The following is an 18,585-nucleotide window of genomic DNA, read 5'->3' as shown; positions in this document are numbered from 1 at the left end:
CCTTCAGGCGCTACAGCATGGCCGGAATGACGCGGTCGGGGGGTCTGTGACCATTCTGGAACGTCATGATGTTGGCGATCACCCGGTCGCCCATGTCCTGGCGCGACTCGAGCGTCGCAGAGCCCAGATGCGGCATCAGAACGACCTCGGGCCGGTTCAGAAGGCCGGGATGAACCGCCGGCTCCTGCTCAAAGACATCCAGTCCCACGCCGCCCAGTGCGCGTCGGCCGACCGCGTCCGCCAGTGCCGCCTCGTCGATCAGGTCGCCCCGCGCCGTGTTGATCAGAACCGCGTGGGGCGCCAGCAGGCCCAGCCGCCGCGCGTCCATCAGGTGATGGGTCTCGCGCGTCGCCGGGCAGTTCAGGGAAACAATGTCCATGCGGGGTAGCATGGCGTCGAGGTCGTCCCAGTAGGTGGCCTGGAGGTCCTCTACGATCATGGGGCTCAGCGGTTTGCGGTTATGATAGTGCACCTGCATGCCGAAGGCGCGGGCCCGCCGGGCCAGGGCCTGGCCGATCCGGCCCATGCCGACGATGCCCAGACGCTTGCCCCACAGCTTGCGTCCGCACATCCAGGTCGGGGTCCAGCCCGAAAATTCCCCTTTCTGAACAACGCCTGCGCCCTCGACCAGGCGTCGGCTGACCGCGAGGATGAGCCCCATGGCCAAGTCGGCCGTGTCCTCGGTCAGGACCCCCGGCGTATTGGTCACGATCAGGCCGCGTCCGACTGCGGCCTCGACATCAATGTGATCCACGCCCGCCCCGAAATTGGCGATCATTTTCAACTGCTCGCCAGCTTTCGACAGCAGATCGGCATCGATCGTGTCGGTGATGGTCGGCACCAGAACCTCGGCCCGGCCGACGGCCTCTTCCAGCGCCGCGCGGCTGAAAGGTTCGTCCTTCAGGTTCAGCTCGGCATCGAACAACTCGCGCATACGCGTTTCCACCGCGTCCGGCAGGCGTCTGGTTAACACGACCTTAAGTCTGCGGCTCGACATTGGCGGGGACTTTGGAACTGGAGGATCGAAGCGGGATGGAAAGGGTGTCTAGCAGCCCCCTGACCCAAGGCCAAAGGGGGCGCCGCATCGCCGGCGCCACGGCGGCTGCGCTTTGCCTGTTCGTGATGCTGTCGGGACAGGCTGTGCGGCCCGACGGGCGTCCGACACCCAGCAGCTATCCCGTGCCGCGCTGGATCACGCTCAAGGCCGATGAGGTCCACGCCCGCAAGGGGCCGGGGCTGGATCACCAGATCCTGTGGACCTATCAGGTCGCCGGCCTGCCGGTGCAGGTGGTGGCCGAGACCTTTGAATGGCGCAAGATCTGCGACCCGGAGGGCTCGCTGGTCTGGGTTCACCGCAGCACCACCTCGGGCCGCCGGACGGTGCTGAACCGGGGCGACGCCGCGATCGAGGTCCGGTCTGCGCGCCGCGATGACGCGGGCATCCGGGCCCGACTGTCGCCCCATGCCCTGGTGCCTATCACCGACTGCGAGGAGGGCTGGTGCGAGGTCCGCTCGGGCCGCGTGCGGGGCTGGGTGCGCGAGGCCTCTGTGTTCGGCACCCAGGCCTCCCCGCTGTGCGAGGCCAACCGCCCAGCGGGACCCGCGCCTCGCCGACGCTGACGCCATTTCGCCGAACCCTTGCCGGTTGACCGGGGCCGATTGTCGTGCCACGCCCGCCGCTCAGCATACGGAGGCCCTCTTGAGCCAGTCAGAACGCCCGTCTTCCTACGACTATGAGGCCCTGCTCGCCTCGGGCCGGGGCGAGCTCTTCGGCCCGGGCAATGCCCAGCTGCCCGCCCCGCCCATGCTCATGTTCGACCGCATTACCCGGATCAACGATGACGGCGGCGCCCACGGAAAGGGCTATGTCGAGGCCGAGCTGGATGTGCATCCCGATCTCTGGTTCTTCAAATGCCACTTCATCGGTGACCCGGTCATGCCCGGCTGTCTGGGTCTGGACGCCATGTGGCAGCTGGTCGGCTTCTACCTCGGCTGGATCGGCGGGCCCGGCAAAGGGCGCGCCCTCGGCGTCGGCGAGGTCAAATTCACCGGTCAGGTGCAGCCGGACGTCAAGAAGGTCGTTTACAAGATTGACCTGAAGCGGGTCATTAACCGCCGCCTGGTCATGGGAATCGCCGACGGGGTTCTCGAAGCCGATGGCGTCCCTATCTATAGCGCCACGGACATGCGGGTCGGCCTGTTCGGCGGCCAGGGCACCAAGGCCGAATAGTCGGGGTTATCGCCCCACCGAATACCCCGGAAGGATCGCGGATTACGCGGCGGAATAACGGACAGGATCAGGAAAACAGCATGCGGCGCGTCGTAGTTACAGGATTGGGGATCGTCTCATCGATCGGGACCGGCGCCGCTGCGGTCACCGACTCCCTGAAACAGGCCCGCTCCGGAGTCGTCGCCGCCCCGGACCACACCGCTCATGGATTCCGCAGCCAGGTCTGGGCCCCGCCGAAGATCGGCGACTGGACCGAGCTGGTGGACCGCCGCGCCTCGCGGTTTCTGGCGGACGGCACCGCCTGGGCCCACATCGCCTTCGAGGAGGCCCTCGCCTCCAGCGGGATGACCCCGGACGAGATCAAGGACGAGCGAATCGGCCTGATCGTCGGTGAGGGCGGCCCCTCGACCCGGGTCATTCTGGAAGCGGCCCAGATCACCATCGACAAGGGCGCCCCCAAGCGCATCGGGCCGTTCGCCGTGCCCAAGGCCATGGCCTCCGGCCCGTCGGCCGTACTGGCCACCTGGTTCCAGATGAAGGGCATCAACTATTCGATCAGCTCGGCCTGCGCGACCAGCGCCCACTGCATCGGCGCGGCCGCAGAACAGATCGCCTGGGGCAAGCAGGACGTCGTCTTCGCCGGCGGCTGCGAGGACATCCACTGGTCCATGTCGAACCTGTTCGACGCCATGGGCGCCATGTCCTCCAACTTCAACGACACGCCTTCGGTCGCCTCGCGCGCCTATGACGCCGCCCGCGACGGCTTTGTCATCGCCGGCGGGGCCGGCATCGTTGTGCTGGAAGACTATGAGCGCGCGAAGGCGCGCGGGGCCACCATCCTGGCCGAAGTCACCGGTTATGGGGCCAATTCCGACGGCTATGACATGGTCGCCCCGTCGGGTGAGGGCGCCGAGCGCTGCATGAAGATCGCGCTCGAGATGGCCGGCAATCCCCGGATCGACTACCTGAACCCGCACGGGACCTCGACGCCCGTCGGCGATTCCAAGGAAATGGGCGCGGTCCGCAACGTCTTCGGCGACCGCCTGCCGATGATCTCCTCGACCAAGTCCCTGACGGGCCACAGCCTGGGAGCGGCCGGCGCGCAGGAAGCCATCTACTGCCTGCTGATGATGCAGAACGGCTTTGCCGCCGAGAGCGCCCACATCGAAAATCTCGATCCCGAGTTCGAGGGCATGCCGATCCTGCGCCAGCGCCACGACGGGGAACTGACCCACGTCATGTCCAACTCGTTTGGATTCGGCGGCACCAATGGCACCCTGATCCTGTCGAAGATCTGACCGGCTACCAGCCGCTTTCGGCGCCTGCGGCGGTGATGCATCCGGCCAGGGCGCCGAGGTCTTCATTGTATTGGGCGTTCCCCGCGTAGCGCAGGGACGCAGGGTTGACGGTGATCGCCTGGACCTCCGCGCGGTGGTCCTGGCCCCCGATGCCGATACACCGGACGGGGGGCAGCGGTCCTTCGCCGATCACCACCACGACATGCACTGGCCTCACCTCGCGGAGATTCTGGTTCGCCAGATGGTAGCGGATACAGGGGACGGCGCCGGACAGGGTGCTGTCTGCACAGCGCTCCAGACTGCCCGGCTCGATCTGTGACGGCTCATACTCAAACCAGGCGGAAGGCCGGCCCGCCCGGTCAACCAGACCCTCGACATAGCGACTGTCGCCATGGGTGGCGGCGTCGAGGGCCAGAACCTCGATCGCGATCGGCAGGCGAGGGGGCGGAGCTGCCGCGGCGCTGCCCTGGACGGCAAGGAGCGCGGCAGCGGACAGGGCAAAGGGAACGCGCATGATGCTGAAGCCTTTCTCTGACGGGCGCAGGACCCGGAAAGCTGACTCTAGCCAGCACACCGCCGCCGCGCCAATCTACCAGACCTGACTCTGCCGGAGATATGCCCTGACGCCGCCTGACCCCTACATCCTGTTCCTGCTCGGCCTCGGCGCTGTTGTCCTGATGGTGTCGTGGGCGCCGGTCGGGTTGAAAAAGACGCCCCTGACGCTGGCCATTGTCTGCGTCCTGCTGGGGGTTGCGGTCTTCAGTCTGGGCTGGCTGGGATTCAACCCCGACCCCCGCACCTGGGACACGGTGACCGAACGCATGACCGAGGTGGTGGTCATCATCAGCCTGATGGGGGCGGGCCTGAAGCTGGACCGCAAGGTGGGCTGGCGCAGCTGGAACTCGACCTGGCGTCTGCTGGCCATCGCCATGCCCCTGACCATCCTCGGTGTCATGGCGCTGGGCTTGTATGGCCTCGGCTTTTCGCTGGCCATGGCCCTGCTGCTGGGGGCCTCGCTGGCCCCGACGGACCCTGTGCTGGCCGCCGATGTCCAGGTCGGGCCGCCCAAGTCCGGCGACGAGGACGAGGTGCGCTTTGGCCTGACCTCGGAGGCGGGGCTCAACGACTCCCTCGCCTTTCCCTTCGTCCATCTGGCGATCATGGCCTCCCTCGGCGGACTGGCCACTTCGGCGGGCTGGACCGACTGGGTCACGGTCAAGGTGTTCTGGAAACTGCTGGCCGGCGCCGGCGTCGGCTGGCTGGTCGGCAAGGGGCTGGGCTGGCTGATCTTCGCCAGCGAAAAGGCCGGGCTGTCACGCCTGGGCGACGGGCTGGTGGCGCTGGCGGCGACCTTCATGGCCTATGCCCTCGCCGAGGTTGCCCATGGATACGGATTCCTGGCCGTCTTCGTTTGCGGGGTGACGATCCGGGCCTGGGAGCGCGACAATGACTTCCACAAGGAAATGCACCATTTCGCGGACCAGTTCGAGCGCCTGCTGATCATGCTTCTGCTGGTGCTGTTCGGCGGGGCGCTGGCCAATGGCCTGCTTTCATCGCTGACCTGGGCGGATGCCGCCATCGGCCTGGCTATCCTTTTGATCGTACGGCCGGTGGCGGGGATGATCGCCATGATCGGCTCACCCCATCCCTTCAGGGACCGGCTGCTGATCGCCTTTCTGGGCATCCGCGGGATCGGCTCGGTCTACTATGTGGCCTACGGCATCAACCACGGCGACTTCGGCTCCAGCGAGCGACTGTGGGCCATTCTGGGCTTCGTCATCCTCGCCTCGATCATCATTCACGGGGTGACGGCCAACCCCCTGCTGGAGCGGCTCCGGCGCTGGCGCACCGTGGACTGACCGTAAACAGACGCTTTCCCCGTGGCGGAGGCCCTGCTAACCCTCCCGCCCTGATTTCCGAGGAGATGACCATGGCTTCCGACAGCGGCTGGACCTTCCCCACCGGTGACCTGATGAAGGGCAAGAAGGGCCTGATCCTCGGCGTTGCCAATTCCAACTCCATCGCCTGGGGCATCGCCCAGCAGCTGGCCGCCCAGGGCGCAGAGCTGGCCTTCACCTATCTGGGCGAAGGGCTGGAGCGCCGGGTGCGTCCGCTGGCCGAAAGCGTCGGCGCCAAACTGATCGTCCAGGCCGACGTGACCGACGATGCCTCCATGGACGCGGCCTTCGCCGAGCTGGAGAAGACCTTCGGCACGATCGACTTCGTGGTCCATTCGGTCGCCTTCGCCAACAAGAATGAGCTGCAGGGCTCCTTCGTCGACAACACCACCCGCGACAGCTTCCTGCTGGCCATGAACATTTCGGTGTTCAGCTTCGTCGATGTCGCCAAACGCGCCGCGAAGCTGATGCCGAACGGCGGGGCCATGGTCACCATGACCTATCTGGGCGCCGAACGGGCCATCCCCAACTACAACACCATGGGCGTGGCCAAGGCCGGGCTGGAGGCCGCGACGCGCTACATCGCTCGCGACCTGGGGCCCAAGGGCATCCGCGTCAACGCCATCTCGGCGGGCGCCATGCGCACCCTGTCGCTGGCCGGGATCTCCGGCGGTCGCGGCATGATCGCCCAGGGCCGCGCCATGTCGGCCATGAAGGAAGACACCTCGATGGAGGGCGTGGCCGGCGCCGCCCTGTGGCTCTGTTCCGACCTCGGCTTTTCGACCACGGGCGAAGTCGTCCACGTCGACGCCGGCTTCCACATGATGGGCTTGGGCGACTCGGAAGACTGAAGCGGGCGCCCTGCCAGGAGCCGGGCATTTCTGCGGTTGGCCTCGCGGCCACGGCATGCCAGCCTGTGACCGATCTGCTTCCACTGGATCGCATCAGGGAGACGCCCGGCATGGCGCATGCGTTCGAAATCTACAAGGACAAGGCCGGAGAGTATCGGGTCCGCTTCAAATACAATTCCGAGGTGATGTTCTCGACCGAGGGCTATGCGTCCAAGGCCTCGGCCCAGAATGCGATCGACTCGATCAAGAAGAACGGCCCGGCTGCTCCGGTCGAAGACAATAGCTAGTCTGGCTCGCGTTCGCCGATCTCGGCGGGACGTAGAGCGCGCAGCCAGCCCTCGCCAGAGTGGATTTCCGGCACGGCCTCGCGGGTGAAGGGCAGGTACCAGGTCTGGCCGCCGCCGGCCGGGGTGATTTCCAGCATGTCGTCGGCGCCGAAATTCTGCACCGCCCGGACCGAGCCGATCACCGTATCGGCCGCATCGCGGGCCTCCAGTCCGATCAGGTCGGCCAGATAGAATTCATCCTCCTCGGGCGGGGGCAGGCGGTCGCGCGGGATGAACAGCTTCAGGCCGCGCAGGGCATCGGCGTCCTCCTTGGTCGCGACCTCGGCGGCGCGGGCGACGACGCCCTTCTTGTCCGGCCGGGCGGTGGTCAGGGTCAGGCCGGTCGAGCCGTCGGCGCGCAACAGGGTCCGGTATTCGAGCAGGGTCATGGGCTCGGCGGTGAAGGTGGTAATCCGCACCTCGCCCCGCACGCCGAACGATCCGCCCACCTGGGCCACCAGGATCAGTCTGTCGTCGCTCACGCCATTCTCCGATTGTCCCGGTCGAGGCCGGGACCCAGACCCTTACGCTGCCCGCCGCCAACAAAAAAGCGGTGCCCGCTCGCGGACACCGCCTTCCTGTCATCTGGGCCCCGGCCTGCGCCGGGGTAGACGGATGAGGCTTAGGCCTCGGTCTTGTCTTCAGCAGCGGCCTCTTCGGCGGGAGCCTCTTCAGCAGCAGCTTCCTCGGCGGGGGCCTCTTCAGCGGCGGCTTCGGCAGCCGGAGCTTCCTCGGCGGGCGCTTCTTCGGCCGGAGCGTTCTTGGCGGCTTCGGCTTCTTCCTTGGCGCGGGCAGCGGCTTCGGCAGCCTCGACCTTGGCGGCGGCTTCGGCTTCCAGACGGTCGGCTTCGCGCTGGGCGCGCTCGGCGGCGCGTTCTTGGGCCTTCTTGCCGGGCTGGGCCTTGTTCGGGTTGTTCGACTGGGTCCACTTGACCTTGCCGACCAGGGCTTCGTCCTCGCTCTGGCTGATGAAGCGGGCGACACGGTCGGTCGGCTGCGCGCCCTTGCCCAGCCATTCCGAGATGCGGTCGGCCTTCAGGGTGACGCGCGGCTTGTCGCCGTCCTTGGGCAGCATCGGGTTGTAGGTGCCGACGCGCTCGATGAATTTGCCATCGCGGGGCGAATGGCTGTCGGCGATCACGATGTGATAGTAGGGGCGCTTCTTGGTGCCGCCACGCGACAGACGAATCTTCAGCATTTTCAGTCTCTTTCTTTAGGGGAATGGGTCAGGATTTCTTGGTGGGCAGACCGGGCAGGCCGGGCAGTCCACCGGGGGGCATGCCGCCACCCAGACCGGACAGCCGGTCCTGGATGGCCTTCATTTCATCGGCCGAGGGTTCCGGCATCTTGCCGCCGCCCATGGCCTTCAGCCGGGCCATGTCGGGCTGGCCGGGTCCGCCGCCGAGACCGCCCATCATGGCGGCCATCTGCTGCATCTTCTTGGGACCGCCGCGCGCCAGCGACTTGACCATATCGGCCATCTGGCGGTGCTGTTTCAACAGGCGGTTGATGTCCTGGACCTCGACGCCGGCGCCGGCGGCAATGCGCTTCTTGCGGCTGGCGTTCAGCAGGTCCGGCTTCTTGCGCTCGGTCTTGGTCATCGAGCTGAGGATGGCCTCCTGGCGGGCGATCATCCGGTCGTCGACGCCGGTATCGGCCATCTGGGCCTTCATCTTGGCCACGCCGGGCAGCATGCCCATGATGCCCTGAAGCCCGCCCATCTTCTTCATCTGGGCCAGCTGACCGGCCAGGTCGTCCAGGTCGAACTTGCCCTTGGCCAGCTTCTTGGCCATGGCCTCGGCCTTGGACTGGTCGAGCTCCTGGCTGGCCTTTTCGACCAGGGCGACGATATCGCCCTGTCCGAGGATGCGACCGGCCACGCGGCGGGCATCGAACACGTCCAGCGCATCGACCTTTTCGCCCGCCCCGATGTATTTGATCGGCAGGCCGGTGACGGCCCGCATCGACAGCATGGCCCCGCCGCGCCCGTCGCCATCGGCGCGGGTCAGCACCAGACCGGTCAGCGGCAGACGCTCGTGGAAGGCCTTGGCCGTGCGCACCGCATCCTGACCCGTCAGGCTGTCGGCCACCAGCAGGGTCTCGACCGGCTTGGACAACGCCGCGACCTCGGCCACCTCATTCATCAGCCCCTCATCGAGGGTGATGCGACCGGCGGTGTCGAGGATCAGGACGTCAAAGCCCTGCAGCTTCGCGGATTGCAGGGCCCGGCGGGTGATCTGGACCGCGCTCTCGCCCGCCACGATCGGCAGGGTCGCGACCTCGATTTGCTCGCCCAGTTTGGCCAGCTGTTCCATGGCGGCCGGACGACGGGTGTCCAGCGAGGCCATCATGACCTTCTTGCGATCGAATTTCGTCAGACGCAGCGCCAGCTTGGCCGAGCTGGTGGTCTTGCCCGACCCCTGCAGGCCGGCCATCAGGATCACGGCGGGCGGGGTGGCGTTCAGATTGATGCCGACCGGCTCCTCGCCGCCCAGCATTTCGATCAGGCCGTCATAGACGATCTTGACCACCTGATCGGCCGGCTTGACCGAGCGGATGACCTCTTCGCCCTTGGCCTTTTCGCTGGCGAAGGCGATGAAGTCCTTGACCACCGGCAGGGCGACGTCGGCCTCCAGCAGGGCCACGCGCACTTCGCGCATCGCCTCGGCAATGTCCTTTTCGGACAGGGCGCCGCGACCGGTGATCCGGTCAAAGACGCCTGTCAGTCGCTCGTTCAGAGCCTCGAACATCAGAACCTCAAGTCATGGCGTTCATGACCCAGAGCCTCCAAACGAGATCGACCCCAGCGGACGATCACGTCGGCTGGGGGCCTCTCCCGGCTCATCCCGCGTCGCATGCGGGGATCGTCCGGGTGGAGGGCGCGAGGTCAACTTGCGCCGGAAGCGGCGGTGTATGGCGGAAAACCGGGAAAAGGGCAAGTCGGGCCGCGTTCTGCGGAGCCGCAGGGCACGGAACTGCACAAATTCCGTTACGCAGGGACGCGCCGCCTGTCCTTCAGGGGCATGGCACGCCTATCGTTGATCTTCAAGGAGAGCCCATGACCGACACCCTGCCCGCCGACACCGCGACCCCCGACCGCCTGCGCGAAGAGGTCCGCCTGCTGGGCAGTGTGCTGGGCGACGTCATCCGCGAGGCGGGGGGCGAGGATCTGTACGACCGGATCGAGGCCGTCCGCCGCGCCTCCGTGGCCTACCACCGCGCCGGGGCCGACACCCGCGACGCGTCCGAGCTGGAACGCCTGCTGGCCGGGCTCAGCTCGGAACAGGCGGTGGGTCTGACCCACGGCTTTGCCGTCTTTTCCCTGCTGGCCAATGTCGCCGAGGATCGGGAAGCCCGCCGGCGCGCCCGCGACGCCGAAGGTCAGGGCGCCGCAACCGACGACCGCCCGGACACGCCCGAGGCGGCGCTCGCCTGGCTGTCCGGGGACGCGGTGGACCGCAAGGCCGTGGTCGACATCCTCGCCCGGGGCCTGATCTCGCCGGTGCTGACGGCCCACCCGTCCGAGGTGCGACGCAAGAGCGTGCTGGACCGGATCGCGGCCCTGTCGGCGCTTCTGGACGGACGCGGCGAGGGGCAGGGGGCCAGCCCGGCCCTGCGGCGACAGGTCTTCCTGCTGTGGGCCACACGGCTGGTGCGCACCTCCGGTCTGGTGGTGCAGGACGAGATCGACACCGTCGTCTCCTTTCTGGAGCAGGTGTTCCTCGAGGCCATTCCGGAACATCTGAATGCCTGGCGTCAGCGCCTGGACGCGCCGCAGCTCAAGCCCTTCCTGACGGTCGGCAGCTGGGTCGGCGGCGACCGCGACGGCAATCCCAATGTCGATGCCTCGGTCATGGACGCGGCCTTCCGCACCCAGACGCAGGCGGCGCTGGGGGCCTATCTCGACTCGGTTCATGCACTGGGGGCCGAGCTCAGCCTGTCCGAGGAACTGGTCGAGCCTTCCCCCGAACTGACCGCCCTGTCGAATGCCTCGGGCGACACCTCGCCCCATCGGCAGGGCGAGCCCTTCCGCCGGGCGCTGACCCAGATCTATGCGCGACTGGCGGCGGACTATCAGGCGAAGGTCGGGGCATTGCCACCGCGTCCGGCCGGCTTTGCCGCTGAACCCTACGGCAGACCTGAACCCTTCGTCGCCGATCTGAGGGTGCTGCGCGACGCCCTGCAGACCGCCGATGCCCAGGCCTTCACCGACGATGTCCTGTCGCGGCTGATCGACCGGGTCGAGGCCTTCGGCTTCCATCTGGCGGTGATCGACATGCGCCAGAATGCCGATGTGCACGAGCGGGTCGTCGCCGACCTGTTCCGGGTCGCAGGTGTCGCCGACGACTATGACACGCGTGACGAGGCTGGTCGCATGGCCCTGTTGCGCGCCGAACTGGCCAGCCGTCGCCCGCTGTTCGTGCCGGGGGCGAGCGACTATGCCGAAGAGACGCTCAAGGAGCGCGCCATCCTCCTGGCGGCCGCGCGCGCCATCGCGACCTTCGGCCCGGCCGCCATCCGGACCTATATCGTCTCCAAGACCGAAAGCCCGTCCGACCTGCTCGAGGTCTATCTGGTGCTGAAGGAAGTCGGCCTGTTCGACCCGGCGACACCGGAGGCCTGCCCTATCCAGGCCGTGCCCCTGTTCGAGACCATCACCGACCTTCAGGCGGCCCCCGACACCCTCAAGGCCCTGATGGCCGAGCCCGCCCCGCTGGCGCTGGCGCGCGCGCGCGGGGTCCAGGAGGTGATGATCGGCTATTCGGACTCCAACAAGGACGGCTCGTACCTCACCTCGACCTGGGAGCTGAACCGCGCCTCGCGGGCGCTGCGCGATGTGGCGCGCGAGGCGGGCGTCGGCCTGCAACTGTTTCACGGCCGGGGCGGGGCGGTCGGCCGGGGCGGCGGCTCCAGCTTTGCCGGGGTCGTGGCCCAGCCACGCGGCACCGTCGAGGGCCGCATCCGCGTCACCGAACAGGGCGAGGTCATCGCCAACAAATACGGCGAACCCGGTGTGGCCCGGCGCAACCTCGATGCCCTGACCAGCGGCGTGGTGCTGGCGTCGCTGCGCAAGGAAAGCGGCGAAGGGCCCGCAGAACGGCACGGCGCCCTGATCTCGCGCCTCAGCGAGGCGTCGATGCAGGCCTACCGCGCCCTCGTGTATGAGACCGACGGTTTCATCGACTATTTCCGCGCCGCGACACCGATTTCCGAGCTGTCGGAGCTCAAGATCGGCTCGCGCCCGGCGTCGCGCAGTTCCTCGACCCGCATCGAGGATCTGCGCGCCATTCCCTGGGTGTTCAGCTGGAGCCAGTCGCGGGTCATGCTGCCGGGCTGGTATGGCTTTGGCTCGGCGCTTGCCACTCTCGACGCCGCCGAGGTCGACACGTTGAAGGGACTGGTCGGGGACTGGCCTTTCCTCGCCACCCTGATCCAGAACATGGAAATGGTCATGGCCAAGTCGGACATGGCCGTGGCCCGCCGCTACGCCAGCCTCGTGCCGGATCGGGCGCTGGCCGACGACATCCACGGCAGGATTGCCGCCGAATGGCAATTGACCCACGACGCCGTCATGCGCCTGACCGGCCAGTCCAGCCTGCTGGAGCGACAACCCGAACTGGCGCGCCTCATCCAGTTGCGCCTGCCCTATATCGAGCCGCTCAACCATGTGCAGGTCGAACTGATCCGCCGCCGCCGGGCCGGCGACGACGATCCCGCCGTGCGCGAGGGCATCCTCGTCGCTCTCAACGGCATTGCCGCCGGCCTCCGGAACAGCGGCTGACAGAAAAGGGGCCGGAGGATCGCTCCCCCGGCCCCACATCGTCATGCTCGTCACGCTCAAGCAGCGAGCCGCCGCGCGGCGAGCCGTCGCGTCCGTGCCTAGTCCACCGGGAAGCCACGCACGCGCAGCAGGGCGGCGACGTCCGGATCCCGGCCACGGAAGCGGCGATAGGCCTCGCCCCGGTCGGTGGTGTTGCCTTCGGCCAAGATGATCGCCTTGTACTTGCTGGCGATTTCCGGATTGAAGACGTCGCCCGACTGCTCGAAATAGGCCCAGGTATCGGCGTCCATCACTTCCGACCAGAGGTAGGAATAATAGCCCGCCGAATAGGCGTCCGAGGTGAACAGGTGATTGAACTGCGGCAGGCGGTGCCGCATGACAATCTCGTCCGGCATGCCAAAGCGCGCCAGGCTTTCCCGCTCGAAGGCGTCGATGTCGGTCGGCGGGGTGGCACGGGTGTGCAGGTCCATGTCGACCAAGGCCGACGACAGATAGCTGACCGTCTCATAGCCCTGGTTGAAGGTGGCCGCCGCCTCGATCTTGTCGACCAGCGCCTGGGGCATGGGCTGACCCGTTTCGACGTGCTTCATGAAGCCGTCCAGGATCGGGCGCGACAGCACCCAGTGCTCGTGAACCTGGGACGGATATTCCACATAGTCGCGCGGCGTGCCGCCCAGCGAGGGGTAGGTCACCTTGTAGGACAGATAGTGCAGGGCGTGGCCGAACTCGTGGAACAGGGTCGCGGCGTCATCCAGCGAGATCAGCAGCGGCTGACCGGCCTCGGCCTTGATGAAGTTGTTGTTGTTCGAGACCAGCTGGTTGCCGCCCCCGTCATAGGCCCAGCCCAGACGATAGCTGGTCATCCAGGCGCCCGACCGCTTGCCCGGGCGGGCAAAGTCGTCGGAATAGAACAGGCCGATGTGACGGCCCGAGGCCTTGTCCTTGACCTCGAACACCTCGACGTCGGGATGGAAGACCGGCACCGATCCGGCGGGCACCGGGGTGAAGGTGTAGCCATACAGGCGCTCGGCCATATAGAAGGCGCCGCGCTTGACCGCGTTCAGTTCGAAATAGGGCTTCAGTTCGTTCTGATCGAGGTCGTACTTCTGCTTCCGGACCTTCTCGGCGTAATAGAGATAGTCCCACGGCTCGATGTCGTGACCCGCGATGGCCCGCATGTCGGCGACCTCTTCGGTGACGCGCGCCTTGGCCGGCTCCCAGACCCGCATCATCAGATCCATGGCGGCCTCGGGGGTCTTGGCCATGGTGTCCTGCATCCGCCATTCGGCATGGTGGGCATAACCCAGCAGGCGGGCGCGTTCGGCGCGCAGCTTCACGATCTCGGCGATGGTGGCGTTGGTATCGTTGGCATTGCCATTGTCGCCACGGTTGACGAATTTGCGCCAGACCTGCTCACGCATGGCCCGATCGTCGGCAAAGCTCAGATAGGGATCGACGCTGGAGCGGGTGTTGACGATCGCCCAGCCTTCCAGATCGCGGTCACGCGCGGCGGCAGCGGCAGCGGCCTTGTTCGACGCGGGCAGGCCGGCGGTCTGGGATTCGTCGGTCAGGACGGTCCAGGTGTTCTCGTCGGCGACCACGGCCTGGCCAAAGCGGGTGAAGGCGCTGGACAGGGCCGAGTTGATCCGGCCCAGTTCGGCCTTGCCGGCGGCATCGAGAGCCGCCCCGTTACGCACGAAGCTGTCGCGGCTCCGTTCAGCGAGCCGGGTCTGTTCAGGCGTCAGGCCCGCAGCCCGGGCGCCGTCCGCCACAGCCTTGATGCGGGCAAACAGTTTGGCGTTGAAGGTGGTCTCGTCGCCGGCGGCCGACAGCAGCGGCGACACCTCGCGCTGCACAGCCTGATAGTCGGCCGAACCGATGTTGGAGCTCATCACCCCGAACAGACTGAGCGCCCGGCCCAGCGGCTCACCGGCCATCTGCATGGCGACCATGGTGTTGGCAAAGGTCGGCGGCTCGGGATTGTCGGCAATGGCGTTGACCTCGGCCCGCTGCAGCTCGATGCCTTCGACGATGGCGACCTTCAGCTTGTCGGCGGTCACCGACGGCCAGGGCGGCACGCCTTCATAGGGGCCGGTCCACTTCTGCAGCAGTTCGGCGCGCGGGGTCTGTTGCGGCAGGACGGCACGCGCGATGGCGGCGTCCCGGGCCAGGGCCTCGGGGCTCAGGCCGGCGGGCGATCCGCCTCCCATATCCATACCCATATTGGCGCAGCCGGTGAGGGCAAAAAGGCTGCCCCCTGCGGCGAGAAGCTGGCGTCTGTCCATGAAAAATGGCTCCCTTGATGATGTTGGATCGCAGCTTAGGCCATGGCGCGCCCGCCGTCACCTGAACGGGCTGTGATGACGGGCTCATGCGACGTTGCGTTCCGGGGCTTGCCACGGGTCCGGCGTGGCGGGCATGAGGGAGGACGGCGGGTCCGGCCCGTCCCGCGCGTGATGAAGGGGCCCTGATGGCCATTGGTGTGTTTGATTCCGGGGTAGGCGGCCTGACCATCCACCGCACCCTGACCCGTCGCTTCGTCGGGCGGGACTTCCTCTATCTGGCCGACCAGAAACACGCGCCCTATGGCGGGCTGAAGGGCGAGGAGATCGTCGACCTGACCCGCGCGGGTTGCGAACGACTGTTCGCCGAGGGGGCCTCAGTGGTCGTGCTGGCCTGCAATACCGCCTCGGCCATCGCTCTTCGCCGCCTGCAGCAGACCTGGGTGTCGGATGCGGCGCGGACCTTCGGACGGCCCGTCAATGTGCTGGGCATCATCGTGCCGACGATCGAGGCTGCCACGGGCCTGCCGTGGACCTATGCGCGCGAAACCGATGACCGCTTCCGCGACGAGCGCAAGTCGGCGGTCGAGGTGCTGGGTCTGTTCTGCACCCAGGCCACGGCCAACAGCCGCGTCTATGAGATCGAGATCGACAAGCGGCGCGAGGATCTGGCGGTCTTCACCGAACCCTGCCCCGGACTGGCCGGTCAGATCGAGGCGGGTGTCGATGAGGACGAACTGCGGACCACGGTGCGGGACCACGTCGAGGCCTTGCGCCGCCGCATCGGGCGCTGGCCGGACAAGGTCATTCTCGGTTGCACCCACTATGGCATCGTCGCCCCTCTGTTCGCCGATGCCCTGCCCGAGGGCACGCCCGTCATCGGCCAGCCCGATGCCGTCGCCGATGCGCTGGACCGCTATTTCGTCCGGCACCCCGAATATGCGCTGGGCGACAGCGGGATCATGCGCTTTCTCACGACCGGCAGCGCCCGCGGTCAGAGCGAGCGGGTCGAACGCTTCTGGGGCGAACCCCTGACCTTCGAGACGGCTTGATCATGCGCATTCTGATTTTCGCCGTCGCCCTCGCCCTTGCGGGACTGCTGACAACTCCGGTCGCGGCAGAGATCGTCTCGCGGAGCGAGAATGCCTTTACCCTGAAGTTCGAGGGCCCGACCCGTCTTGGTCCGGCCGGGGTGGCAGACGCGTTCTCAGAGGTCGAACTGTGGTGGGACCCGGCCCACAGCTACACCGGCGATGCAGCCAATCTCAGCCTTGATCTGACGCCCGGTGGCTGCTGGTGCGAGGCCATGCCCGACGGCACGCGGTTCGATCACGGCCGGGTCGTGTCGGCGGCTTATGGGGAAATCCGTCTCCACGCCCCCTTTGGCCCTTTACGAGACATGGCCACCTGGGCCGATCTGATCGTGACCTGGCCGCTGGTGGACGGCGTGGTCACGCCGACCTGGACCTTCATTGTCGAGGGCCCCGGTGTCGGTGCCCTCGCGGAGCCGGTCGATGGCGTGATTGGCGGTGGCTTCGCGCACTGGGTCGCCCATATGGACGCCCGCGCCGTCACCTTCTGATCAGGCGTTCAGCGCCTCGGCCGAGGCGACCACGCGGCTGGCGGCATGCACGACCGCGCCGACGCGCAGGGCGGCCTGGACCTGGGGGGCGGTAAAGCCGTGCTGGCGCAGGGGCGCCTCGTGGGCGTCGATGCAGGCGCCACAGCCGTTGATGGCCGACACCGCCGTGCACCACAGCTCGAAGTCCATCTTGTCGACGCCGGGGTTGGCGATGACGTTCATCCGCAGCCGCGCCGGCAGGGTCCCGTATTCCTTGTTCTTCATCAGGTGCAGGGACCGGTAGTAGATGTTGTTCATGCCCATGATGGCCGCCGCCGCACGCGCCGCATTCAGGGCTTCCGGCGACAGCTTTTCGGCCGCCGCGGCCTCGATCGCGCGCACCACCGGCACCGTGCCCACAGCATGGGCCGAGGCCACGAAACAGCCCCACTTCTGCTGGTCGTTCAGCACCGTCTCGCTGGCCAGCGAGCTGAGGTTCAACGAGATATCTTTGGCATAGGCCGGGATCAGGTCGCGCAGGGCATCAAGGGACATAGTCTGGAAGTTTCCCTTCGGGACGTGGCTAACGCTCGCAACGCGGTTGCTCGCTGCTTGAGCCACGAAGAATTACAAGAAACGAAGCGAGTGATGGGCGACGAAGGTCTCGCCACTCATCACTCGCCACACGTCACTGCTTACGCAGCCAGCGTCTCGCCGCCGACCGGGCGGTTGCAGGCGCACAGTTCGTCGGTCTGCAGGGCGTCGACGACACGCAGGGTGTCGGCCGGGGCGCGGCCCACGTTCAGGTTGGTCACATAGACGTGCTGGACGACATTGTGCGGATCGACGACGAAGGTCGCGCGCAGGGCGACGCCTTCTTCCTCGTTCAGGATGCCCAGTTCGCGGGCGAACTTGCCGCCGTTGTCGGCAAACTGCCAGATCGGCAGCTTGTTCAGGTCGGCGTGGTCGCGGCGCCAGGCCAGCTTGACGAACTCGTTGTCGGTCGAGCCGCCGAGCACGACGGTGTCGCGGTCCTCGAAATCGCGCGCCAGCGAGGCGAATTCGGCGATTTCCGTCGGGCAGACGAAGGTGAAGTCCTTCGGGTAGAAGAAGATGACCTTCCACTTGCCCTCGAAGCTGGTCTCGGTGACCGGCTCAAAAGCCGAGACGCCGTTCTCTTCGTGGCTGTTGAAGCCGGGCTTCACACCGATGATTTTGAATGCAGGCAGTTTTTCGCCGACGCCGAGCATGGGCTCTCCTTGGTCTGGGATGAATGAATGTCACGGGCCGGGGGGAGCCGACCGCATGGCCGGGACTTGGGGTCTCGGGGCGTGGAAGTCAAATCAATCCTTTCGCATCCGCGAATAGATTTCGCTTATGCGAAGGCGTATAGGGGGTCCTGTCCTCCCGGAGTGTTCCGCGTGCTGCCCACCCTGCGCCAGTTGCAATATCTGAAACTGCTCGCCGAGCACGGCTCGTTCAGCCGCGCGGCCGAGGCCGCCCACGTCAGCCAGCCGGCGCTCAGTTCGGGCGTGCAGGAGCTGGAGCGTATCCTGGGCGCGGCCGTGGTCGAGCGCACCCGCAGCCGGATCCAGCTGACCGCTGTGGGGGCCGAGGCCGTGCGCCGGGCCGAGGATGTCCTGGCCCGCACCGAGGATCTGGTCGAGGCCGCGCGCAATGCCGGCAAGCCCCTGTCCGGACGATTCCGGCTGGGCGTGATCCCGACGGTCGCCCCCTTCCTGCTGCCCGCCAAACTGCCGGGGTTGAAGGTGGCCTATCCGGCCCTGCGCCTGTTCATCCGCGAGGACCTGACCCCGCGTCTGGTCGCCGGTCTCAAGGCCGGACAGCTGGACGCCGCCGTCATCGCCCTGCCGTACAATGCGCCGGGTATCGATCATGCCCGGATCGGCGATGACGAGATCCTCGCCGCCGCCCCCATCGGTCACCGACTGGCCGGCACCGGGCCGATCCCGCCGGGCTCGCTCCGTGCCGACGACCTGATCCTGCTGGAAGACGGCCACTGCCTGCGCGATCAGGCCCTGGCCGCCTTCGATATCGAGGCGCCCCGCGGCGAGGACGTCTTTGCTGCAACCTCACTGCACACCCTCGTACAGATGGTCTCCTCGGGGCTGGGGGTCAGCTTCCTGCCCGAAATGGCGGTCCGTGCCGGGCTCGCCGACGACCCCGGCGTCGTCGTGCGCCCGATCAGCGCCGACGCGCCCCGCCGCGAGATTGTGGTGGCCTGGCGCACCGGCTCCAGCCGCGCCGCCGAAGCCCGCCTGCTGGCCGAGGCCCTGAAGCTGGACTGACATCGGGCGCTCAGCGACCGGTTTCATTGCTGAAAATACACTAGGCCC

General features: G+C 67.2%; 18 protein-coding genes. 10 read left to right on the top strand and 8 right to left on the bottom strand.

Features of this window, described 5'->3' with window-relative positions; translation table 11 throughout:
• Nucleotides 1-10: 10 nt before the first annotated feature.
• Nucleotides 11-997 (bottom strand): 2-hydroxyacid dehydrogenase, encoded by a 987-nt coding sequence (locus tag V7672_RS06955; RefSeq protein WP_335623872.1) that lies wholly within the window; start codon nucleotides 995-997, stop codon nucleotides 11-13.
• A gap of 35 nt (nucleotides 998-1,032) precedes the next feature.
• Here V7672_RS06955 and V7672_RS06950 point away from each other — a divergent pair, with 35 nt between their 5' ends.
• From V7672_RS06950 to fabB, 3 genes are all read left to right on the top strand, one after another.
• Complete coding sequence (locus V7672_RS06950) at nucleotides 1,033-1,620, top strand: SH3 domain-containing protein (RefSeq protein WP_335623871.1); 588 nt, start codon at nucleotides 1,033-1,035, stop codon at nucleotides 1,618-1,620.
• Nucleotides 1,621-1,699: 79 nt separating this feature from the next.
• On the top strand, nucleotides 1,700-2,230 hold the full coding sequence (gene fabA / locus V7672_RS06945) for a 3-hydroxyacyl-[acyl-carrier-protein] dehydratase FabA (RefSeq protein WP_335623870.1): 531 nt from the start codon (nucleotides 1,700-1,702) through the stop codon (nucleotides 2,228-2,230).
• Between the two features lie 80 nt (nucleotides 2,231-2,310).
• Nucleotides 2,311-3,528 carry a beta-ketoacyl-ACP synthase I gene (fabB, locus tag V7672_RS06940; RefSeq protein ID WP_335623869.1) on the top strand — a complete coding sequence of 406 codons (1,218 nt, stop codon included), beginning with the start codon at nucleotides 2,311-2,313 and terminating at the stop codon, nucleotides 3,526-3,528.
• 4 nt (nucleotides 3,529-3,532) lie between these two features.
• Here fabB and V7672_RS06935 read toward each other — a convergent pair whose 3' ends face one another.
• A complete protein-coding gene (locus tag V7672_RS06935) occupies nucleotides 3,533-4,042 on the bottom strand; it encodes a hypothetical protein (protein WP_335623868.1) in 510 nt (169 codons plus the stop codon).
• 163 nt (nucleotides 4,043-4,205) lie between these two features.
• On the opposite strand from V7672_RS06935, the gene V7672_RS06930 reads away from it, so the two are divergent.
• The 3 genes from V7672_RS06930 to V7672_RS06920 all read left to right on the top strand — a co-directional run bounded on the left by V7672_RS06930 (nucleotide 4,206) and on the right by V7672_RS06920 (nucleotide 6,564).
• Nucleotides 4,206-5,387 carry a cation:proton antiporter gene (locus tag V7672_RS06930; protein WP_442889022.1) on the top strand — a complete coding sequence of 394 codons (1,182 nt, stop codon included), beginning with the start codon at nucleotides 4,206-4,208 and terminating at the stop codon, nucleotides 5,385-5,387.
• A gap of 71 nt (nucleotides 5,388-5,458) precedes the next feature.
• The gene (locus V7672_RS06925; protein WP_335623866.1) at nucleotides 5,459-6,277 is read left to right on the top strand and encodes an enoyl-ACP reductase FabI; all 819 of its coding nucleotides are present in this window, start codon (nucleotides 5,459-5,461) and stop codon (nucleotides 6,275-6,277) included.
• A 110-nt stretch (nucleotides 6,278-6,387) separates the two neighbouring features.
• Nucleotides 6,388-6,564 (top strand): YegP family protein, encoded by a 177-nt coding sequence (locus V7672_RS06920; protein WP_335624404.1) that lies wholly within the window; start codon nucleotides 6,388-6,390, stop codon nucleotides 6,562-6,564.
• Here V7672_RS06920 and rimM read toward each other — a convergent pair.
• The 3 genes from rimM to ffh all read right to left on the bottom strand — a co-directional run bounded on the left by rimM (nucleotide 6,561) and on the right by ffh (nucleotide 9,353).
• Nucleotides 6,561-7,085 (bottom strand): ribosome maturation factor RimM, encoded by a 525-nt coding sequence (rimM, locus tag V7672_RS06915; protein WP_335623865.1) that lies wholly within the window; start codon nucleotides 7,083-7,085, stop codon nucleotides 6,561-6,563. The two genes, V7672_RS06920 and rimM, sit on opposite strands and share 4 nt — an antisense overlap.
• A gap of 140 nt (nucleotides 7,086-7,225) precedes the next feature.
• Entirely contained in the window at nucleotides 7,226-7,801 is a 576-nt protein-coding gene (gene rpsP / locus V7672_RS06910) for a 30S ribosomal protein S16 (RefSeq protein ID WP_335623864.1), read from the bottom strand.
• Between the two features lie 28 nt (nucleotides 7,802-7,829).
• Nucleotides 7,830-9,353 (bottom strand): signal recognition particle protein, encoded by a 1,524-nt coding sequence (gene ffh / locus V7672_RS06905; protein WP_335623863.1) that lies wholly within the window; start codon nucleotides 9,351-9,353, stop codon nucleotides 7,830-7,832.
• Between the two features lie 308 nt (nucleotides 9,354-9,661).
• On the opposite strand from ffh, the gene ppc reads away from it, so the two are divergent.
• Complete coding sequence (gene ppc, locus V7672_RS06900) at nucleotides 9,662-12,385, top strand: phosphoenolpyruvate carboxylase (protein WP_335623862.1); 2,724 nt, start codon at nucleotides 9,662-9,664, stop codon at nucleotides 12,383-12,385.
• Nucleotides 12,386-12,483: 98 nt separating this feature from the next.
• Here the strand turns inward: ppc and V7672_RS06895 are convergent, their stop codons facing one another.
• Complete coding sequence (locus tag V7672_RS06895; protein WP_335623861.1) at nucleotides 12,484-14,670, bottom strand: M3 family metallopeptidase; 2,187 nt, start codon at nucleotides 14,668-14,670, stop codon at nucleotides 12,484-12,486.
• A 185-nt stretch (nucleotides 14,671-14,855) separates the two neighbouring features.
• Between V7672_RS06895 and V7672_RS06890 the strand changes: the two genes are divergently transcribed.
• Both V7672_RS06890 and V7672_RS06885 read left to right on the top strand, forming a co-directional pair.
• On the top strand, nucleotides 14,856-15,719 hold the full coding sequence (locus tag V7672_RS06890; protein ID WP_335623860.1) for a glutamate racemase: 864 nt from the start codon (nucleotides 14,856-14,858) through the stop codon (nucleotides 15,717-15,719).
• A gap of 2 nt (nucleotides 15,720-15,721) precedes the next feature.
• A complete protein-coding gene (locus V7672_RS06885) occupies nucleotides 15,722-16,249 on the top strand; it encodes a hypothetical protein (RefSeq protein WP_335623859.1) in 528 nt (175 codons plus the stop codon).
• Here the strand turns inward: V7672_RS06885 and V7672_RS06880 are convergent, their stop codons facing one another.
• Nucleotides 16,250-16,783: a carboxymuconolactone decarboxylase family protein gene (locus V7672_RS06880; RefSeq protein ID WP_335623858.1), complete on the bottom strand. Its 534-nt coding sequence runs from the start codon at nucleotides 16,781-16,783 to the stop codon at nucleotides 16,250-16,252. It lies immediately after the preceding gene.
• A 140-nt stretch (nucleotides 16,784-16,923) separates the two neighbouring features.
• Nucleotides 16,924-17,478, bottom strand: a complete 555-nt coding sequence (locus tag V7672_RS06875; RefSeq protein WP_335623857.1) for a peroxiredoxin — start codon at nucleotides 17,476-17,478, stop codon at nucleotides 16,924-16,926.
• Nucleotides 17,479-17,649: 171 nt separating this feature from the next.
• Here V7672_RS06875 and V7672_RS06870 point away from each other — a divergent pair, with 171 nt between their 5' ends.
• Nucleotides 17,650-18,537, top strand: a complete 888-nt coding sequence (locus V7672_RS06870) for a hydrogen peroxide-inducible genes activator (RefSeq protein WP_335623856.1) — start codon at nucleotides 17,650-17,652, stop codon at nucleotides 18,535-18,537.
• The last annotated feature ends 48 nt before the right edge of the window (nucleotides 18,538-18,585 follow it).

The organism is Brevundimonas sp. (assembly GCF_036963785.1).
Taxonomy (GTDB): Bacteria; Pseudomonadota; Alphaproteobacteria; order Caulobacterales; family Caulobacteraceae; genus Brevundimonas.
The sequence above is the reverse complement of the archived record's forward strand: the minus strand, read 5'-3'. Positions and strand labels throughout refer to the sequence as shown.

What these genes read in the sequence shown, in the direction of transcription:
- V7672_RS06955 (WP_335623872.1), bottom strand. Translation starts at nt 997, where the DNA reads ATGTCGAGCCGCAGACTTAAGGTCGTGTTAACCAGACGCCTGCCGGAC.
- V7672_RS06950 (WP_335623871.1), top strand. Translation starts at nt 1,033, where the DNA reads ATGGAAAGGGTGTCTAGCAGCCCCCTGACCCAAGGCCAAAGGGGGCGC.
- fabB (WP_335623869.1), top strand. Translation starts at nt 2,311, where the DNA reads ATGCGGCGCGTCGTAGTTACAGGATTGGGGATCGTCTCATCGATCGGG.
- V7672_RS06935 (WP_335623868.1), bottom strand. Translation starts at nt 4,042, where the DNA reads ATGCGCGTTCCCTTTGCCCTGTCCGCTGCCGCGCTCCTTGCCGTCCAG.
- V7672_RS06930 (WP_442889022.1), top strand. Translation starts at nt 4,206, where the DNA reads ATGGTGTCGTGGGCGCCGGTCGGGTTGAAAAAGACGCCCCTGACGCTG.
- V7672_RS06925 (WP_335623866.1), top strand. Translation starts at nt 5,459, where the DNA reads ATGGCTTCCGACAGCGGCTGGACCTTCCCCACCGGTGACCTGATGAAG.
- V7672_RS06920 (WP_335624404.1), top strand. Translation starts at nt 6,388, where the DNA reads ATGGCGCATGCGTTCGAAATCTACAAGGACAAGGCCGGAGAGTATCGG.
- rpsP (WP_335623864.1), bottom strand. Translation starts at nt 7,801, where the DNA reads ATGCTGAAGATTCGTCTGTCGCGTGGCGGCACCAAGAAGCGCCCCTAC.
- ffh (WP_335623863.1), bottom strand. Translation starts at nt 9,353, where the DNA reads ATGTTCGAGGCTCTGAACGAGCGACTGACAGGCGTCTTTGACCGGATC.
- ppc (WP_335623862.1), top strand. Translation starts at nt 9,662, where the DNA reads ATGACCGACACCCTGCCCGCCGACACCGCGACCCCCGACCGCCTGCGC.
- V7672_RS06895 (WP_335623861.1), bottom strand. Translation starts at nt 14,670, where the DNA reads ATGGACAGACGCCAGCTTCTCGCCGCAGGGGGCAGCCTTTTTGCCCTC.
- V7672_RS06890 (WP_335623860.1), top strand. Translation starts at nt 14,856, where the DNA reads ATGGCCATTGGTGTGTTTGATTCCGGGGTAGGCGGCCTGACCATCCAC.
- V7672_RS06885 (WP_335623859.1), top strand. Translation starts at nt 15,722, where the DNA reads ATGCGCATTCTGATTTTCGCCGTCGCCCTCGCCCTTGCGGGACTGCTG.
- V7672_RS06880 (WP_335623858.1), bottom strand. Translation starts at nt 16,783, where the DNA reads ATGTCCCTTGATGCCCTGCGCGACCTGATCCCGGCCTATGCCAAAGAT.
- V7672_RS06875 (WP_335623857.1), bottom strand. Translation starts at nt 17,478, where the DNA reads ATGCTCGGCGTCGGCGAAAAACTGCCTGCATTCAAAATCATCGGTGTG.